The organism is Pseudoalteromonas sp. MT33b, assembly GCF_014117385.1.
Taxonomy (GTDB): domain Bacteria; phylum Pseudomonadota; class Gammaproteobacteria; order Enterobacterales; family Alteromonadaceae; genus Pseudoalteromonas; species Pseudoalteromonas lipolytica.
Genome location: NZ_CP059831.1, coordinates 1223467 through 1240376, shown reverse-complemented (window position 1 = coordinate 1240376; position 16910 = coordinate 1223467). Strand labels below are relative to the sequence as shown.

Genomic DNA, 16910 nt, shown 5'->3' with positions numbered 1-16910 from the left:
TTTACCTAATCGCATTTTTTCATTGCCACCGCATTCATGCAGTAGCGCAAACCACTTGGCGGCGGACCATCAGGAAAAACATGACCTAAATGGGCATCGCAGACATTACAAATAGCCTCAATACGTTGCATACCGTGACTTGTATCGGCTATGTACGCAATGCTTTCGACGCTGCTTGGTTGAGTAAATGAAGGCCAACCAGTGCCACTGTCAAACTTTTCATCGGCATCAAACAATAAATTATCGCAACATACACACGCATATTTCCCAGGCTCAAAGAGTGTGCATGAATCAGAGCTGTGCGGACGCTCTGTGCCTTTTTGGCGTGTTACATAGAAAGTATCTTGCGCAAGCTCATGCTGCCACTCTAATGGCGTTTTTTCAACTCTACGGGGAGGTGTTGGATTGCCGTTGTGGGCAAACTCTAAAATATCTTGCCAAGTTAACATTGTGTTCTCCTAGGATTGATAAACCCACGTTCAAAATACTGCTTAAAAAATAGTTAAGCAAATTAAACCTTATACCAATTTACTTACTTAAATGATCTATTTTGATGCAAAAAAACCGTGTGGTCGCAAGGCAAAAACGATGATATTTAGTTGCTATCGGCCATTGCTCCTACCTTGCTCTAATGCCCACAACGAAACTGTCGTTCATGAGCAATTTTTAACGCAGATAGCAACTGGTTAAATCCATCAAAATGATTCTGTATTATGGCTAGTCGGTACTAGACTGCTTAATTATTTTTATATTTTCGCGTTCTCGTTCAGACAGTAAGGTATGTAAATATGCGTCAATTTTCGACTCTGCAACGCTTAAAACTGCGGTCAATGTCTGTTCATTGATATCTGTAACATGAATAATACCATCGCCAATTTTTATCTTTTTAATCTGCCCTATTAATACAAATTCCGCTTTGCGTTTAAAATCAAACAAACCGGAAAGGCTAATCAATGCTAACTGGTTAACATCGCGCTTTAATGAATCTTCAATTGGATTGCGTGACACGAATAAAGGTGTCACACGGTACAGACTTGATACTGTGATAAAAGCCCACAAAAGAACAAAAAAAGAAAACGCGACACTGTGCCAAAGTGGTGTAAAAAACCACAGGGCAATCAATACCACTGCAATCAATGCTGAAATTTTTGCTAGTAATTGATTAATAGCCAGCATGGTTAGTTTCCTTTTTTTACGATTGGATCGGGCCAATCATTGAAAAACACGGATAAATAGCGACTTTTTACCAGATAAAGTAGCACCCAAAGCACCAATACCATTTGGCACGCCAAAAAAAATGAGAATTGATAATAACTGTGCGCGGCTTGGTAGGTCAGCCAGCCTAAATCTATCACAGCACACACAATCAAAGGCCACCGCATAAAACGCCACACAGTTGCCCACCGCTTAGCGGTTTCAGGGTTTTCTTGTGGCCTTCTAAAACAAAAAACAACCGCGGGTAACAGCGCAATTGCTGCAATGCCTATCGCCATAAAAAACTCTGATTTAGAGCTAAAAAACAACGACATAATATCTAAATCAGGGCGCCGACTTAACGCGGCCATTAACCAGATAAAATAACTACGAAGCAGTACTAACAAGGTTAAATGAAACGCTATGGGGGTTCGATAAGCGCCATGTTTATCCCAATATTCTGGCCCGTAACGCATCATAGCTGATTCTTCTTATCTGCGATAACACCCAATACCAAGAATGCACCGGTTAACGTTAAACCTAACCACTTTATACCTAATAACATCAGTAGCTTACTTAAAAATGGCGTCACAAACACCACCAAAAGCCCCATACCAAAGCCTGTCACGGCAACAAAGCATAACACGCGAATAATAAAGTGACGTCTGGCAACAAAGCGCTTAGTCACTTTAATAATATCGTTGGCATATAATGAGATAAAACACACCACTAACAATAAAGAAATATTATACAAATGGGGTTGAATCCACTGACCTATCGTTAAAGAGACTGACGAGACAGCTTGCTGCAAACTATCCATTGTGTTCACTTAATAAAGCAATTAAATCGGCTTCTGTAAGCACCTCAATACCCAACTCTTGTGCTTTTGTTAGTTTAGAGCCTGCTTTTTCACCTGCAATAAGGGCATTTGTTTTAGCCGACACACTCCCCGATACTTTTGCGCCGAGAGCTTGCAGACGCGCTTTCGCATCGTTTCGATTAAGCTCACTTAAGGTGCCTGTTAAAACATACGTCAGCCCAGCTAAAGGTTGCTTCTCAGCGCTTGGTGCATTTAAAGCTGGCCAATGAATTCCCTGCTCTATTAACGCATTAACAACAGCCATGTTGTGCTCTTCACTAAAGAACCCGCGCACATGCTTAGCAACAATTTCACCCACATCGCTCACTTCTGTTAGTGCATCAACACTGGCTTGAGTAATTTTCTCTAAGGTTAAAAAGTGATTAGCGAGGTTTTGAGCTGTTGCTTCACCGACTTCACGAATACCCAAAGAGTAAAGAAATTTAGCTAAGGTAGTTTGCTTTGCCTCTTGCAGCGCATTCACCAAATTTTTAGCAGACTTTGGCCCCATTCGTTCAAGTGACTCAAAGTGACCTTGTTTTAAAATAAATAAATCAGCAGGCGTTTTGATAAGCTCACGATCGACTAATTGGTCAACAATTTTGTCTCCTAACCCGTCAATATCAAGCGCTTTACGTGAAGCAAAATGCTTAATTGCTTGTTTACGTTGTGCTTGGCACACCAACCCACCGGTGCATCGTGCAACTGCTTCACCCTCGATACGCTCTACATGCGAGTCACAAATTGGACAAGTGGTTGGGAATACAATCTCTCTTGCACTCTCAGGACGACGCTCCAGTACCACTTGGGTAATTTGAGGGATTACATCGCCTGCGCGGCGAATAATCACCGTATCGCCAATTTTAACGCCTAACCGGGCTATTTCATCCCCATTATGTAAAGTGGCATTCGATACAGTCACTCCGCCAACAAATACAGGCTCTAAACGTGCTACCGGTGTAATTGCACCCGTTCGCCCTACTTGGAATTCAACATCTAAAAGTTGTGTAATTTCTTCTTGAGCTGGAAACTTAAACGCAATAGCCCAACGAGGAGCGCGAGCAACAAAGCCCAAGCGCTCTTGGAGCTTTTTGTCGTTGACCTTAATAACCACACCGTCAATTTCATAGGCAAGCTCACTTCGGCGCGCTAAGATATCTTGATAATAATCAAGCGCCGCCTGTTGACCTTCAACTAACTTAGTTTCAGGGCAAAGTGGTAATCCCCAATCAGTCAATTTTGCCAGTTGTTGGTAATGATCTTCTGGCAATTGCCCATCAGCCACCAGCCCTGTGCTGTATGCATAAAACATTAATGGGCGTTTTGCCGTTACCTTAGAATCGAGCTGACGTAAACTCCCAGCCGCAGCATTACGCGGGTTAACAAATACCTTTTCGCCTCGCTTTTCAGCGTCGCTGTTCAGTTTTGCAAAGCCTGCACTATCCATAAATACTTCGCCGCGTACTTCAAGTTCAGCAGGAAAGTCATTGCCGCGAAGTTTTAATGGCACATTACGAATCGTTTTCACGTTTTGTGTAATGTTTTCACCCACCATACCATCGCCACGTGTTGCAGCTTGAACCAGCACACCATTGCGATAAATAATCGACACAGCTAAACCATCAAGCTTTGGTTCGCAGCAAAATGTGAGTTCGCGGGTATCCATCACGCGCTCTTTAATTCGGCGATTAAACGCCGCAAACTCTTCTTGTGAAAAAGCATTATCAAGCGACAACATAGGAACTTGGTGCGTTACTTGTTCAAATTTATCAAGCGCGGCCCCACCCACTTTTTGGCTGGGTGAATCAGGACTCTGAAACTCAGGATTTGCTTGCTCTAAGCTACTTAGCTCTCGCATTAAGCGGTCATATTCAGCATCGGGAATACTGGGTGCATCCAGCACATAATAATTATGATTATGCTCTTCTAACTGGGCACGTAGTTGACTAATTTGCTCAAAGATAGGGCTGGACATGAAAACCTCAAAAATCTACATAAAAAAGCCACTTAGACGACTTAACGCCAAGTGGCCTAACAATCATTTACTTGCGAATATGGATTACGCTGAAAAGCTTCTTACCTTTTCAACATATTCACGTACGCTATCAACCGTCATTTCTTCACGGTTGCTATCTAAAATAGTCGCACCAAACTCATCCGCTAACTTTTTAGCAGCGCTGTGCAACATATTGAAGGCACTTAGGCCATCACCATCGCATGGTAATGTCATAAACAAACTAACACCCGCTGTGCTGAACTGTTCCATATTATCAATATCAAACGTTCCAGGATTGTACATATTCACTAAACGGAATAACACAGGGCCTGTTCCAGCAGGGTCTAGATGGCGATTAAAGAAGCCTTCATCCGAGTATTTGAAACCTAGCATATTAACAGCTGGCAGTAATTGACTGCCCTCCATTGCTAAGCCTTCTGGCATCTGTAAGTGCACAATTATAAAGTCTGTCGGTGCAGGCGATTCTGGTTGCTCTTCAGTGTCAGCCGCTTCTTCGACTTCAACGTCTGGCTCTTCGGTGTTTTCAGCAGTAAAGCTTAAATCACCAAACTCAGGCTCATCACGCTCTTGCGCATAAGGCTGTGAAGATTCACTCGTTTCTGCACTTGCTTTATTTGGCTCAACCCGTTCTTGCTGCTCAACATCAGGATTATCCTTTTTGCGCACAGACCATAAACCATGAATTAATAAACCACCAATGACAAATACACTGATTACGATTAAAGCCCATCTTAATTCTTCGGCCATCCCCTCACCTTTATTATTTGATATGCCAAACTAAATTTATGCATGTGCCATTTGCACAGCTTGTTCGATATCTACGGCAACCATACGTGAAACGCCTGGTTCAGCCATAGTTACACCCGTCAATCTGCCTGCCATTTCCATAGCAATCTTATTATGACTGATATAAATAAATTGCACTGATTGTGACATCTCTTCTACCAAACGGCAAAAACGACCCACATTTGCATCATCCAATGGCGCATCCACTTCATCTAGCATACAGAATGGAGCTGGATTGAGCCTGAATATTGAAAACACCAATGATAATGCGGTCAGCGCTTTTTCTCCACCACTAAGCAGGTGAATTGTCGAATTTTTCTTGCCAGGAGGCCGTGCCATTATACTAACACCACTTTCAAGCAAGTCATCACTGGTTAATTCTAAGTAAGCGCTTCCGCCGCCAAATACTTTTGGAAATAACTCACCAAAATCACTATTTACTTGTTCAAACGTCGCCTTAAATCGATTTTTCGTTTCGCGGTCGATTTTTTGAATCGCGCCCTCAAGCGTATTAAGTGCTTGAGTTAAATCATCAAGTTGCTGATCTAAATAGTCACTTCGCTGCTTAGCCTGCTCAAACTCATCGATCGCGGCTAAGTTAACTGCCCCTAGTTCATGTAAGCCCTGCGTCGTTTTAGATAGCATGCTTTGCATACTATTTAAGTTGGCATTGTCTGGCAGTGCTTCAAGCACTGTTTTTAAGTGTTGATCCAACTCTTCAAGTGGCTCCAGCGCCGCTTGCGCTTTTACAAGCAAACTTTGTTCATCTAACGCCAGTGATTGCAGTTGTTCTTGCAACGTAACTAGCTCTGATTGCGATGATTTAAGCGATGCCTGCTTATCCGCTAGTTCCTTTTTAGCGTGAGTCAGTGACGCTTGCAAGTTTTTTAGCTCAACGTCACTTTGTTGATGTTTTTCAAGCAATAACACAATATGCTCTGCCGTCTCTTCAAGCGGGATCACTAACTCTTCTAACTGCGCCGTTAATTCTAAAACAGCGTCACTTGCGGCTGTATGTGCTGCATCAGCATGTTGTAATTTTGTTTCACTGAGTTGACACTCACTACGGGCTTTTTGTTCCGCTAAATTCGCTTGATGGGCAAGTGTCTTGTAATGCTCTAATTGAGACGCAACTTGGCGATACTGATTGTCAGCATCCATTTGCACTTGCTTAGCCTGTTCAAGGTTACTTTCAAGCGTTGCGTGGTGTTCTAGCAAGTCTTCTAGGCGCAATTGTTGGTTTTCTTGTTGCTGAACGACACCTTGCATTTGCTCTTTAAGCGACGTTTTGCGCAGCTGTAATTTAGCCAGTTGATTTTGCCACTGCGTTTGCTGCTCAAGGAGCATGTCTCTGCGAGTACTTGCTGAGGCAATTTGCTGCGCAACGTGATGAATACGCTCTCTGTGTTGCTCTTTTTCAGCGATGAGCGTGTTCTTTTTGGTAAGGTGACTGTCGAGCTGCTGTTGCTTGTCTGCGATTTGCTCATTGAGCTCTTCATCAAGTTCCTCTGCATCACTCAACTGGGCATGTTTTAACAGCAGTGAGTTGTCCGTGTCTTTTTTTGCATCAGCTTGAAAATTACGACCATAAATACAGCCCTTTTCATCAATCACGGCGAGCCAATATGGATCCGCTAGAATCGCTTCATCAAACGTTGCTTGAAATGCAAACCGTGTCAGCAGTTCAGGGTAAATCCCCTGTTCAATGTATTGTGCTAATGAATGTTCAGGCACAGCAAGGGTCTGTGACCAAACACTATTAGGCTGCGCATTTTTGCTGACCTGTAAATGCTCAAGACCCAGTAAAGCTTGCTCAACGAGAGGCTCAAAACCTGGCGTTACTTTTAATTGCGATAATAAAGAAGTGCGGTCACTGTCAGCATGCTCACTCAGGACTGAACTCAGTGCCGCAATACTGGCTTTATTTTCATTGCTGTGTTGTTGCACCCGTTGTAGTGCTTGCGCTAACTGTGCTTGCTCTGTCTCTGTTTGCACTAGATTTTGTGTCAGCCGATTCAGAGCCGTTTGCTGTTGAGCAAGTTCCTTGGTGAGCGCTTGGATATGAGTTTGCTGCTCAGTAATCTGCGTCGCAACAGGAGTCGCTTCAAGCTCACTGATTTCGTCCGTAAGCTGTTTAAGCTGTGTCTCTAGTTGGTCGATGGATTGCGAAAAATGCGCCAGCTGATTTTTGGCTACTGTCACCTCACTACTGAGCGTTTGACTTTGCTCTAATGCACGCTGGTATTCCTGTGAAGCAGTATGTCTGTGCTGATGTTGTTCTGATGCGTGAAGTTCAACTTCGGCCACGTGCTCTGCACATAATAAACTTTGCTCTATCGCTTCTTGTAACTGCTCTTGCAGTAAAGAAGCCGCAGCGTGTTGCTCAGCCTGCAACTCTTTGTTTTGCAATTGCAGTTGCTGCTGCTTAATCAAGTTTTGACTAATATTTTGCTGCTGTTGCTTTAAGCTGATTTGTTGCTGCTCTTTACGCGTTAACTCAGTGTGAGTTTGGTGCTGCGCGTGTTGTGCGTCTTGTAATTTTTGCTGCTCAAGCTGTACTTGATTCTCAAGGCTCGCTAAAACATCATCATGACCAGAGTGGGCTTCTTTAAAAAACTGTATTTGTTCTTTAAGCTTATCTATTTCAGCAGCCTTATCAACTTGCTGTTGATGCAGCTTTTGCCACTTTAAAACCGCAATTTGCCCTTTTAGAGTCCGCTCTGTGGCTTTTAACTCACGGTATTTTTTCGCGTCGACTGACTGTACAGCAAGTTTATCGAGTTGCGTTTGTAACTCTTTACGAACATCCAGTAAGCGCTCAAGGTTTTCGCGAGTACTTTTAATACGGGTTTGTGTTTCGCGTCGGCGCTCTTTGTATTTAGACACCCCAGCAGCTTCTTCTAAAAACACACGCAAATCGGCAGGCTTACTCTCGATTAGTCGCGATATCATGCCTTGTTCTATAATGGCATAGCTTCGCGGCCCAAGCCCTGTTCCCAAGAAAATATCAGTAATGTCGCGCTTACGACATTTGCTGCCATTAAGAAAATAAATAGATTGCCCATCACGCGTTACCAATCGCTTAATAGCAACTTGGTTCCTGTCTGCAAATGTATTCGGTAAATGACCACTGGTATTATCAAAAATTAGCTCAACAGAGGCTTGTGAAATCGGCTTACGATTGGTTGAGCCATTAAAAATAACATCGGTCATGGCATCGCCACGTAAGTTCTTCGCTGAACTTTCACCAAGCACCCAGCGCACCGCATCAATAACATTTGATTTGCCACAGCCGTTAGGCCCGACAACACAAGTCATTTGATCAGGAAATGGGATTTTAGTGGGTTCAACAAACGATTTGAAACCCGCTAACTTTATGGTGCTTAAGCGCATCTAGTTGTTTTACCGATTTTTATTATTATTCTGCAATTTAACTCATTTTATAACAAAAGGTTAAGCGTGACGTTTAAAATTATCTAAAATAATGCCTGTTGCCATGGCTACGTTCAGCGATTCAGCCTGACCATAAGCTGGTATGGTTATTTTATCAGTGACCAGCTTTTCACAATCTGGACGAATACCGTGCGATTCACTGCCCATTAAAAGAACAGCATCTTGTTTAAGCTTTGCTTGATGAATATTATCACCCGCTAAAAAAGCCCCATAAACGGGCAGGTTTAAGCTCGGTAAATAGCACGTTAAATCGGTTTGCGACACTGTCACACGGGCAAATGACCCCATGGTTGCACTAATGGTTTTTGGATTATATGCATCGGCACTGTCTTGGCTTGTCACTATATGGTTAATTCCATACCAGTCCGCCACGCGAATAATTGTGCCTAAGTTACCGGGGTCTGATACGCCGTCTAGCGCTAAAATAAGGCCCGAAGTGGGTAATGCTTGCTGCTTTGGCATATCAACAACAGCAATGGCTGCGTTATTGGTCACCAAGGTGCTGGCTTTCGTTAGACTGTCTTCATCGGCTTCGATAATTTGATGGGCTGCAAGTGCTGAGCGATGCGCGGCAATAAACGCGGGTGTTGCGAATATATTTGCGATACTCAAACCACTGTTTAATAACTCAAGGACATTTTTTTCACCTTGAACTAAATACTGGTTGTATTGCTTGCGGTATTTCTTCTGACCTAATGCTCGAATAAGTTTCAGTTGGTTTTTTGAAATCATAACAGCCTCATAAAATGAAGCCGTTAGTATACCCAAACCACCTAAAGATGCGAGTTTCAGTTAGAATTAAACGCGATTTAGGCAGGCATTAATTGCAAAGTGTGATTATTCCGATATTTAAATCTTTAAATCATAAAAATCACCGTTAAACCGACTACAGGGGGTGTCTCGCGGTGAATGATGTATCGCACAGTAAGAGCGCACTTAAAGTCGCAGACCGTGCCAATTGCTTTCCCCAATCGGCACGTGTGAATAGGCTATAAGCTATTAGCTAATTTTTGTTAGCCATTCATTTAACCATGGCTCAGTTACCGGCCACGGTTCAAAGTCTTCACAGGCATCAATTTCAAGGCGATGGCCAACAGGCTTTGCCTGTAAATCACGAAATAGTTCATCAAAACTGCGCCCTGCCCCACAAAATGTATCACCATAGCTGCGGTCACCCATAGCGATAATGCCATACTGCTTGCCTGTTAACATGGGGAATTGGTCATTTAACTGGCTGTACAATGTCACTAAATTATCAGGAATATCACCTTGGCCTGTGGTCGAGGTAATCACCAATATATGTGATGCAGCCAGCATGTCTTCTACTGTGCCATTTTCAATAAGCTGTGCTTGGTGCGGTGACTTTTTAATCACCTCAATTACTTGCTCACTTAAACGCTCTGCACCGCCGTACACACTGCCGACAAAAATACTAATGGTTGCCATAATAATCCTTTTCTTCTGTTGGCCAGCCTAGTTGCTGGCAAATCGTTAACATCGCCTCTCCAAGGGGGGCTCTAATCGTTATTACTTGTTTATTATAAGGGTGCACAAACTTTAGCTCAGACGCAAATAACATCAGACGACGCAGCTGAAAGTGCTCTCTAAAAAATTGGTTATGTTGGTTATCACCGTGGTTTACATCACCAATGATCGGTAGCGATAAATGTTTTAAATGCCGTCTAATTTGGTGCTTTCGCCCCGTTTTAGGAAAACACTCCACTAGCGAATATCGCACAGTGGGGTATTTACCAATTGGGATCGGCAAAGCGGCTTGGTGCAAGCAGTTAAAGTGAGTTTGCGCCTCTTGTGCAGCCTTATTTTGATCAGCAAACTTATCGGCTATTTTATCGAGTTCTTCTTTTAAAGGCTTATCAAGGAAGATTGACTCATTTAAAAAGCCCCTAACCAAGGCTAAGTAACGCTTTTCTATTTGCCCATCAATAAACAATTGATTCATGTCTCGAGCCGCTTCTGAGCTCAATGCAAACAATAAAACACCTGAGGTGGGTCTATCTAAACGGTGCACCGGAAACACATGTTGACCAATTTGATCACGTAGCATTTGCATGGCAAATTGTGTTTCGTGTTTATCTAAAAATGAGCGATGCACCAGTAAACCCGACGGTTTGTCTATTGCGATATAATTTTCGTCGCGATATAAAACCGTTAACTCTTCATAGTGCGGTTTAACAATTTCATCCATCTTGGTTATCACTCAAATGCTGATCAAGCTTTAGTAAAACGCTAATAACATCATGGCCACCGGCATGTTGTGCCAGCATCATTTCAGCCATAGGCGCAATAGCAAAGTTTCGAGGCAATGGCTGGTTATTGGTGATTAACACCTGCATTTTTTCAATAAATACAAATTGTAACCACTGCTCAAACGCCATGGTGTCATGACAAAACGGAACAGATGAATTTAATGCTGCAGGATCAATTGCAGCTGTTTGCCATAGTTCATGACGTTGGAGTGTCGTTTGTAATTCGCGCAGCAGCGCCAAAGTCTGTTGATACATTATATAACTCTTAAAACCTTTGGACTTATTATACCCTGTTCCAAGGCGCCATGGTATGGCGTATAATTCGCATCTTATAACGATTTATAAACGACGATTGGGATTTTATGACAGAGCAAATTGCTACTTTAGGGCAACTTCTTGATGCTGGGGGCACTACATGGCGTGCTTTTGATATTGGTAGACACATCACTAAGTTAGACAAAAAACAATTTCTTGCGATTGAAGAAACTAAAATCCCTTACCCTTACCCACTTGCTGGTCACGCTTGGCTTGCGATTCAGTTTTGGGATGTCAAAGCATCCAAAGAGCCTTATGTCTGGTTTTTGAAGTTCCCACTCGATGAACAAAGCCGTTTAGTCAGTGCCAGCCGTGATCATTTTGCGAACATGGTCATCGAAGCATTAGGTACCGAAATTACCGGTGAAAATGCAGAAGGCAAACTCGACAATAACCCGTATGTATTTACACCAAACGCCAATAAATTGGCCGCATTTAATGCCCAAGTTAAGTGCTTACTCAAACAAAGTGCATCGCAATATTATGAATATGCACAACTTTATTTTTCTGGCACCCTAGGTTTTGAAAATTGGCAAAGTGTTGCTGTACAAGGCATTGCTGATTTTGCAATGCGATTAGACAACGATAAAAACCTAACTAACTTGCAATCAGCGTGGCCGCAACTACCTGTTGAAGTGTTACAACCACTCAGCGCTATGCTTGAACACGTTACAATTCCTCCCGCTTTTGCGGAGCAACTTTTAGCTTATGGCTTAAATGCCATAGAGCAAAAAGATGAGATAGCACTCGTCGCTGCACTTCGCAGTATATCAAAAGCATCAGCACAAGGTTTAACAGCCCAACTGGTTGATGCCGTATTGAACTCTGAAATGAACACGCATTCAGATGTGCTTTTAACCATTGCCGGACGTTGCTTTAGTACCTTAGAAGATCCTGCGCGCCTACATGTGTTTATGGATTGTTGTGCGCATCACACGGATATCGAACAGTTGTTTGTGAGTATTTTCACAGACCTAGTTGCAATTCCAACTATTCGACCTCACTTATTAGGTTTGTTACGTTTAGAAAATCGCAGCGAAACACTCGCGCGAGCAATAGGAAGGTTATTTTCGTAAATGGCAGGTTTATGGACACTCATCATTATTGGCAGCATTATCTATTTTTTTTGGTTAAACAGAAAAGTAGCTGAGGCCGCCAATCTTCATGCACAAAGGCAAATTGAACAGTTAAATGTGCAATTGGTGAGTGTTGCATGTAATAAGCGACGTATTGGCATTCTAAAAAATGGCAAACCCGGCATCAAAAGCGAGTTTATTTTTGAATTCTCAAGTGATGGGGAAAGTGTCTATCAAGGTGTGCTGTTTATGGAAAATGAAATGCTGAAAAGTGTGGTGATACCACCGCATAAGATTTAAGTTGCGAGTTGCGAGTTGCGAGTTGCGAGTTGCGAGTTGCGAGTTGCGAGTTAACAATACTAAGTTGCTCAGCTAAAAATACAACCCCATAAAGAACTAAGGCGTAGCTTCAAGCCACGCCCCAATCTTGCTACTTCCATGATAAAGTATCCGTACTTTTGCCGAAGCTGCCGTTTTCATCTATCCCCTGAACGGGTATACATCCGATACACCCACCATGCAACATCATGTCACATTTAACACATCCTAGTGTCGTCCACTTGCCTTCACTGGCTATCCTCTACGTTTCCAAACGCTCCTTTAGCTTCCTGCTAATATCATCCCTTGGTCAATCCTTTTCAATTGCTCCGCAATTGTACTGCGTCCTGGCAGTGTCCTTGTTCGTCCTTGCCTTCCTTAGAACTTGTCCTTTTGCTTCCTGCTTAAGCATCATGCTTGGTGTGCCATAATCCTAATCCTTGGCATCAGTTCATTCATTGAACCTGTGTCTTCTTGACATGGTTAAGTTTAGAGAATTCCTGAGATGTAGATAGGCATAAAAAGTAATTTTTCTTAAGTCACAAAATTGCAAAAAACAATAAATCCTTATAAATCATTTAAATAAGTCATTTTAGGTACAAAAATAACTGTATTAAAGTGATAATACTCACAGCAATGTAAGAGAAATCGCACACGCTACTTTCCAAAACGTCCCAATTACTCTCTCGCCGCTTTGAACATTAACTCACCTTCGACCTGATTAAAGCTTAATGCTTTAAAGACTTCGAACCCTTCGGAACTAAAGAATTCACGCTGCTCACCACGTGTGACAAATACGGCTAAACCCGATACTTGTTGGTGGCTGTCTACTAAATCATCTAGTCCTCGAAGTAAGTAACGTCCTAAACCTTGCCCCTGAAAATGAGGGTCTACAGCGATAAACGCTAAAAACAAATACTGCCCTTTTTCAGCTAACATTTCACGAATTGTGCGCTCTTTTTCAATAAGTTGATTTGTCTGTAGATATCCTGCACTAAGCATTAACTTTAAACGCCAGTGCCAATAGCGCTCTGCTTGTAACTCACTGGATGAATCAAACACGCATGCAATGGCTTTTAATCGGCTTTGCGAGTACAAACCAATTAAAGGTTGTTTTTCTTGCCAAAAGCTCGCGAGCTCTTCACGTACTAAAGCGCGTAGTTTGGTTTCATACTTACTGGGATTATCTTCTTTGTAGCCCAGCACATTCTGAAGTACGGGGTCATCATGATAGGCTTGGTAAATAAGACTAGCGGCCGTGCTGATATCTTCAGCACTTAAGTATTGCACACGTAAGGTCTCGGGTTCAGCAACAGTTGTCATACTCATCCTTTTCTGTGTTTTATTATTTTTAGTACTAGACTATAAGGTATATACCCAAGCGCGATTAAAGACAAATTCAGCGTGAGTTAAACTGCTGTTCATCATTATTATGGTTGAGCAGTAATAAAGACCGCCATACACAAGGAGCAGAATTATGGATACGACAAAACATGATATTTCGACCTTATTTGCACAATTAGGTTTACCCAGCAAAGAAAGTGAAATCGATGCATTTATTGCCTCGCATCAGCTGTCTGATACCACCCTACTACAGGAGGCTCCATTCTGGGACGAAGCTCAGCAACATTTTCTAGCAGAATCTTTAGCTGAAGATGGGGCGTGGAGTGAGGTTATTGATGAATTAGACGCCCGATTGCGTCAATAAACACACGATTAGTTATCCATAACCTAAAATCTGCCAATTTTGGGTTATGGATAAGGAAAGTAATTTCACATCACCTCTATTATTGCTACCATACGCGCGCATTGCAGCCCATACGCTACAGTGCTTTTTATTCTTTAATAAGAGTTTATACAAAAATGAATGCCGTTGTATTTGATGCAATTAAAACCCTTCTTGATGAAGGTAAAACCCCTACAGTTGCGCTAACAAAAAGCAAACTATCACAACCGATGCCAATGCCTGTAATTATTGCAGCTGTTAGTCAGTATAAAAACAATCCGGATTCAATTAAAAATTTCATTAATAACCCGTCAAATGAACATGTTAGTGCGCCAAAAGAAAGTCAATTAGATCGTATTGAAGCAAAACTAGATAGGTTATTAGCATTACTTGAGAAAAAATAATGTTTGTTGTCGATCTGACTTTTGATTGCTACCAAGATACCACCCTAGAGCTTGCTGAACAGGCAATAAACCGCCTTGTGAATGCATTGCGATTTAATGGCCAAATAATCGGTGATGAATTCCCCACTGTTTTAAAAGATGGCTATTTTATTACGCGTGTTATGTGCCCAACCGAAGATGCGATGCACCCGCTTAACAACAGCCCGTTTGTTAAACACAGCATTGAGCAACTGCACTCGGCGGGATTGTTAGCGCCTAAAGTGAAAGTGATCGGCCAAGATATACATTCAAATGGGGCTGACGCGTGTCAGGACCCATCGTGTTATATTTTATACACCACTTATGTGCATACCTGCAGCCCACTTTATTGTGGTGATGACTTTTTGCCTGTCCCCCTGTTTCGTATTCCAGCCATTGCTAATGGTGATTACAAAACACTGATCAAATGGCAAGAAGACTGGCAAGCATGCGATCAAATCCAGATCAATGGCGCTACGCGTTGCGAGTTTCCAGCCCTTGAGGAAATGGCGAGCACACAAAGTGATTTGTATCGTCGTGGTAAAGACATTACTAAGCGAATAAGTTATTTGACTAAAAAACCTGTCTACTATTACTTATATCGTGTTGGTGGTATTGATAAAGAATCAGAACTCAAACGACGTTGTCCAAGCTGTGATGGTGACTGGAAACTGCCTGAGCCATGGTTTGGCTTATTTGATTTTAGATGTGAGCCCTGTGGCCTTGTATCGAATATATCGTGGGATTTTCAGTAAACATAAGGGGCACACAGCCCCTTTTTGTTTATTAAACTATACCAATGCAATGCGCTTAATTAATACCACTGTGCTTAATTAAGTAGTCTATTTTGAGGCAATAAAACCGCGTTGATAACAAGGCAAAAATGTCGTTTTTTAGGAGTTGCTCTGCATCCATGCAGTCGTAAATCAGACATTTTTAACGCAGGTAGCGACTAGTTTAATCCCTCAAAATAATTAAGTATTATTGCAGGTTGGTATTAAACCGTTACCATATCTAAAAACTCACTAATGCTGTTAGCAAGTACATGGTGCGGTTTTTTGCCCACGTATTCTAAACACACCTGACCGTTTTCAACTAACACCGTAATCAGCAAATCATCTTGCTCTGTGAGGCCAATAAATACGGTCTCAGGCTGTTTTAACTTACGTTTCATAAGCACATGCCCGGTAATATTTTGTTGCAGGCGGCTAAAATCGTCTTCATTCCATGCTTGTAATAACTCAATATGATGATCGTTTATATTTAACAGCACGTTGCCTGCATAAAGGTGACCAAATAACGCATTTAACCCTTCAGGGAAGCGAAGCTCAAGCGCACTGGCTAGGTCATCTAAAGAACCTGCTGGCTGCTGCGCAACGGCACGCCATTGAATTAAACCTTGCTCGTCCACTTCACCGTGTTCACAAGGACTTGGCCAAGCGGTGTCATGTTCAATGACAGGAAGCTTTCCTGTACGCTCTAGGCATTTTTCACTAAATGCTTGGTGTAACTTATCCAGTTTTGAAGAAACAGACATACTGCGAAACTCATTAGCTTTAGGTATAATGCCGTTATTGTAACCACAAAAGTGTAAAGATGACAGATTACAGCAACTCCCCCGAACTGAAAAACAGCGTGCTTGGTAAGTCAACGGACTATGTTGATACCTATACACCTAGCTTGTTGTTTCCTATTGCCCGTAAACTAAACCGCGATGCACTCGGTGTGAGCGAAGATAACTTACCTTTTAAGGGCCAAGATATTTGGACAGGCTATGAATTATCATGGCTAAATAGTAAAGGTAAGCCGATGGTTGCTGTCGCTACATTCGTGTTTCCTTGCCAAAGTAGTCATATTATTGAATCAAAGTCATTCAAGCTTTATTTGAATAGTTTTAACCAAACTCGCTTTGCATCGATTGAAGAAGTGCACCAAGCACTTACACGCGATTTGTCAGCGACAGTGAATGCAAACGTGAACGTTACTTTGTATCGTGCAGATGATCATAATTGTTTACCATTTAGTGCGCTACCGGGTGAGTGTATTGATGATCTCGATATTGAAATCTCAAGTTATGACATTGATGCAACATCGCTTTGCCATAGCCATGATGAAAAGGTATCTGAAACCTTACACAGCCACCTTTTAAAGTCGAACTGTTTAATCACCTCTCAGCCAGATTGGGCCAGCGTGATCATTCGTTACACAGGCCAAGCAATCAGTCACGAAGCCTTATTAAAGTATTTGATTTCGTTTAGAACTCACAATGAGTTCCACGAACAATGTGTTGAGCGTATTTACTGTGACTTAATGCAGCACTTAAACATTGATGAGCTTGAAGTGTATGCTCGCTATACACGCCGAGGTGGTTTAGATATCAATCCTTATCGCTCGACGAATCAAGACGCAACCCCCTTTAACGTGAAAATTAATCGCCAATAAGCAGAACTCAAGCAATAAAAAACCGAGTAAAACTC

19 protein-coding genes are annotated in these 16910 nt (G+C 42.2%); 6 read left to right on the top strand and 13 right to left on the bottom strand.

The features are described from left to right. Nucleotides 1-5: 5 nt before the first annotated feature. From msrB to H3302_RS05675, 11 genes are all read right to left on the bottom strand, one after another. Nucleotides 6-449 carry a peptide-methionine (R)-S-oxide reductase MsrB gene (gene msrB, locus H3302_RS05725; protein WP_182396253.1) on the bottom strand — a complete coding sequence of 148 codons (444 nt, stop codon included), beginning with the start codon at nt 447-449 and terminating at the stop codon, nt 6-8. 268 nt (nt 450-717) lie between these two features. After that, complete coding sequence (locus H3302_RS05720; protein WP_036969534.1) at nt 718-1176, bottom strand: hypothetical protein; 459 nt, start codon at nt 1174-1176, stop codon at nt 718-720. A 2-nt stretch (nt 1177-1178) separates the two neighbouring features. Beyond that, on the bottom strand, nt 1179-1673 hold the full coding sequence (locus tag H3302_RS05715) for a DUF2919 domain-containing protein (protein WP_065979790.1): 495 nt from the start codon (nt 1671-1673) through the stop codon (nt 1179-1181). Beyond that, complete coding sequence (locus H3302_RS05710; protein WP_182396252.1) at nt 1670-2014, bottom strand: DUF3392 family protein; 345 nt, start codon at nt 2012-2014, stop codon at nt 1670-1672. The genes H3302_RS05715 and H3302_RS05710 overlap by 4 nt, the downstream gene beginning before the upstream one ends. Next, nucleotides 2007-4028, bottom strand: coding sequence for an NAD-dependent DNA ligase LigA (gene ligA, locus H3302_RS05705; protein ID WP_182396251.1), 2022 nt, complete (start codon nt 4026-4028; stop codon nt 2007-2009). Before ligA ends, H3302_RS05710 begins: the two co-directional genes overlap by 8 nt. An 84-nt stretch (nt 4029-4112) precedes the next feature. Beyond that, on the bottom strand, nt 4113-4817 hold the full coding sequence (zipA, locus tag H3302_RS05700; RefSeq protein WP_182396250.1) for a cell division protein ZipA: 705 nt from the start codon (nt 4815-4817) through the stop codon (nt 4113-4115). A gap of 36 nt (nt 4818-4853) precedes the next feature. Further along, complete coding sequence (locus H3302_RS05695) at nt 4854-8249, bottom strand: chromosome segregation SMC family protein (protein ID WP_182396249.1); 3396 nt, start codon at nt 8247-8249, stop codon at nt 4854-4856. A 60-nt stretch (nt 8250-8309) separates the two neighbouring features. Continuing rightward, on the bottom strand, nt 8310-9041 hold the full coding sequence (locus H3302_RS05690) for an RNA methyltransferase (protein WP_036969551.1): 732 nt from the start codon (nt 9039-9041) through the stop codon (nt 8310-8312). A 267-nt stretch (nt 9042-9308) separates the two neighbouring features. Further along, nucleotides 9309-9755 carry a flavodoxin gene (locus H3302_RS05685; protein WP_182396248.1) on the bottom strand — a complete coding sequence of 149 codons (447 nt, stop codon included), beginning with the start codon at nt 9753-9755 and terminating at the stop codon, nt 9309-9311. After that, a complete protein-coding gene (gene truC / locus H3302_RS05680) occupies nt 9742-10515 on the bottom strand; it encodes a tRNA pseudouridine(65) synthase TruC (RefSeq protein WP_036969558.1) in 774 nt (257 codons plus the stop codon). Before truC ends, H3302_RS05685 begins: the two co-directional genes overlap by 14 nt. Beyond that, a complete protein-coding gene (locus H3302_RS05675; RefSeq protein WP_036969562.1) occupies nt 10508-10831 on the bottom strand; it encodes a YqcC family protein in 324 nt (107 codons plus the stop codon). The genes truC and H3302_RS05675 overlap by 8 nt, the downstream gene beginning before the upstream one ends. Before the next feature lie 107 nt (nt 10832-10938). On the opposite strand from H3302_RS05675, the gene H3302_RS05670 reads away from it, so the two are divergent. Continuing rightward, on the top strand, nt 10939-11967 hold the full coding sequence (locus H3302_RS05670; RefSeq protein WP_182396247.1) for a DUF3549 family protein: 1029 nt from the start codon (nt 10939-10941) through the stop codon (nt 11965-11967). Further along, the gene (locus H3302_RS05665; RefSeq protein ID WP_036969572.1) at nt 11968-12267 is read left to right on the top strand and encodes a DUF3301 domain-containing protein; all 300 of its coding nucleotides are present in this window, start codon (nt 11968-11970) and stop codon (nt 12265-12267) included. It begins immediately after the preceding gene. 696 nt (nt 12268-12963) lie between these two features. Here H3302_RS05665 and H3302_RS05660 read toward each other — a convergent pair. Beyond that, nucleotides 12964-13614 carry a GNAT family N-acetyltransferase gene (locus H3302_RS05660; protein WP_182396246.1) on the bottom strand — a complete coding sequence of 217 codons (651 nt, stop codon included), beginning with the start codon at nt 13612-13614 and terminating at the stop codon, nt 12964-12966. 148 nt (nt 13615-13762) lie between these two features. Between H3302_RS05660 and H3302_RS05655 the strand changes: the two genes are divergently transcribed. From H3302_RS05655 to H3302_RS05645, 3 genes are all read left to right on the top strand, one after another. Further along, nucleotides 13763-13993, top strand: a complete 231-nt coding sequence (locus H3302_RS05655; protein ID WP_036969581.1) for a DUF2789 domain-containing protein — start codon at nt 13763-13765, stop codon at nt 13991-13993. A 155-nt stretch (nt 13994-14148) separates the two neighbouring features. Further along, nucleotides 14149-14415 carry a hypothetical protein gene (locus tag H3302_RS05650; protein ID WP_036969583.1) on the top strand — a complete coding sequence of 89 codons (267 nt, stop codon included), beginning with the start codon at nt 14149-14151 and terminating at the stop codon, nt 14413-14415. Beyond that, complete coding sequence (locus H3302_RS05645) at nt 14415-15188, top strand: Zn-ribbon-containing protein (RefSeq protein WP_036969585.1); 774 nt, start codon at nt 14415-14417, stop codon at nt 15186-15188. Before H3302_RS05650 ends, H3302_RS05645 begins: the two co-directional genes overlap by 1 nt. Before the next feature lie 242 nt (nt 15189-15430). Here the strand turns inward: H3302_RS05645 and syd are convergent, their stop codons facing one another. Next, nucleotides 15431-15970 carry a SecY-interacting protein gene (gene syd, locus H3302_RS05640; RefSeq protein ID WP_118844162.1) on the bottom strand — a complete coding sequence of 180 codons (540 nt, stop codon included), beginning with the start codon at nt 15968-15970 and terminating at the stop codon, nt 15431-15433. Nucleotides 15971-16029: 59 nt separating this feature from the next. Here syd and queF point away from each other — a divergent pair, with 59 nt between their 5' ends. Beyond that, the gene (gene queF, locus H3302_RS05635; protein WP_182396245.1) at nt 16030-16875 is read left to right on the top strand and encodes an NADPH-dependent 7-cyano-7-deazaguanine reductase QueF; all 846 of its coding nucleotides are present in this window, start codon (nt 16030-16032) and stop codon (nt 16873-16875) included. Nucleotides 16876-16910: the final 35 nt, after the last annotated feature.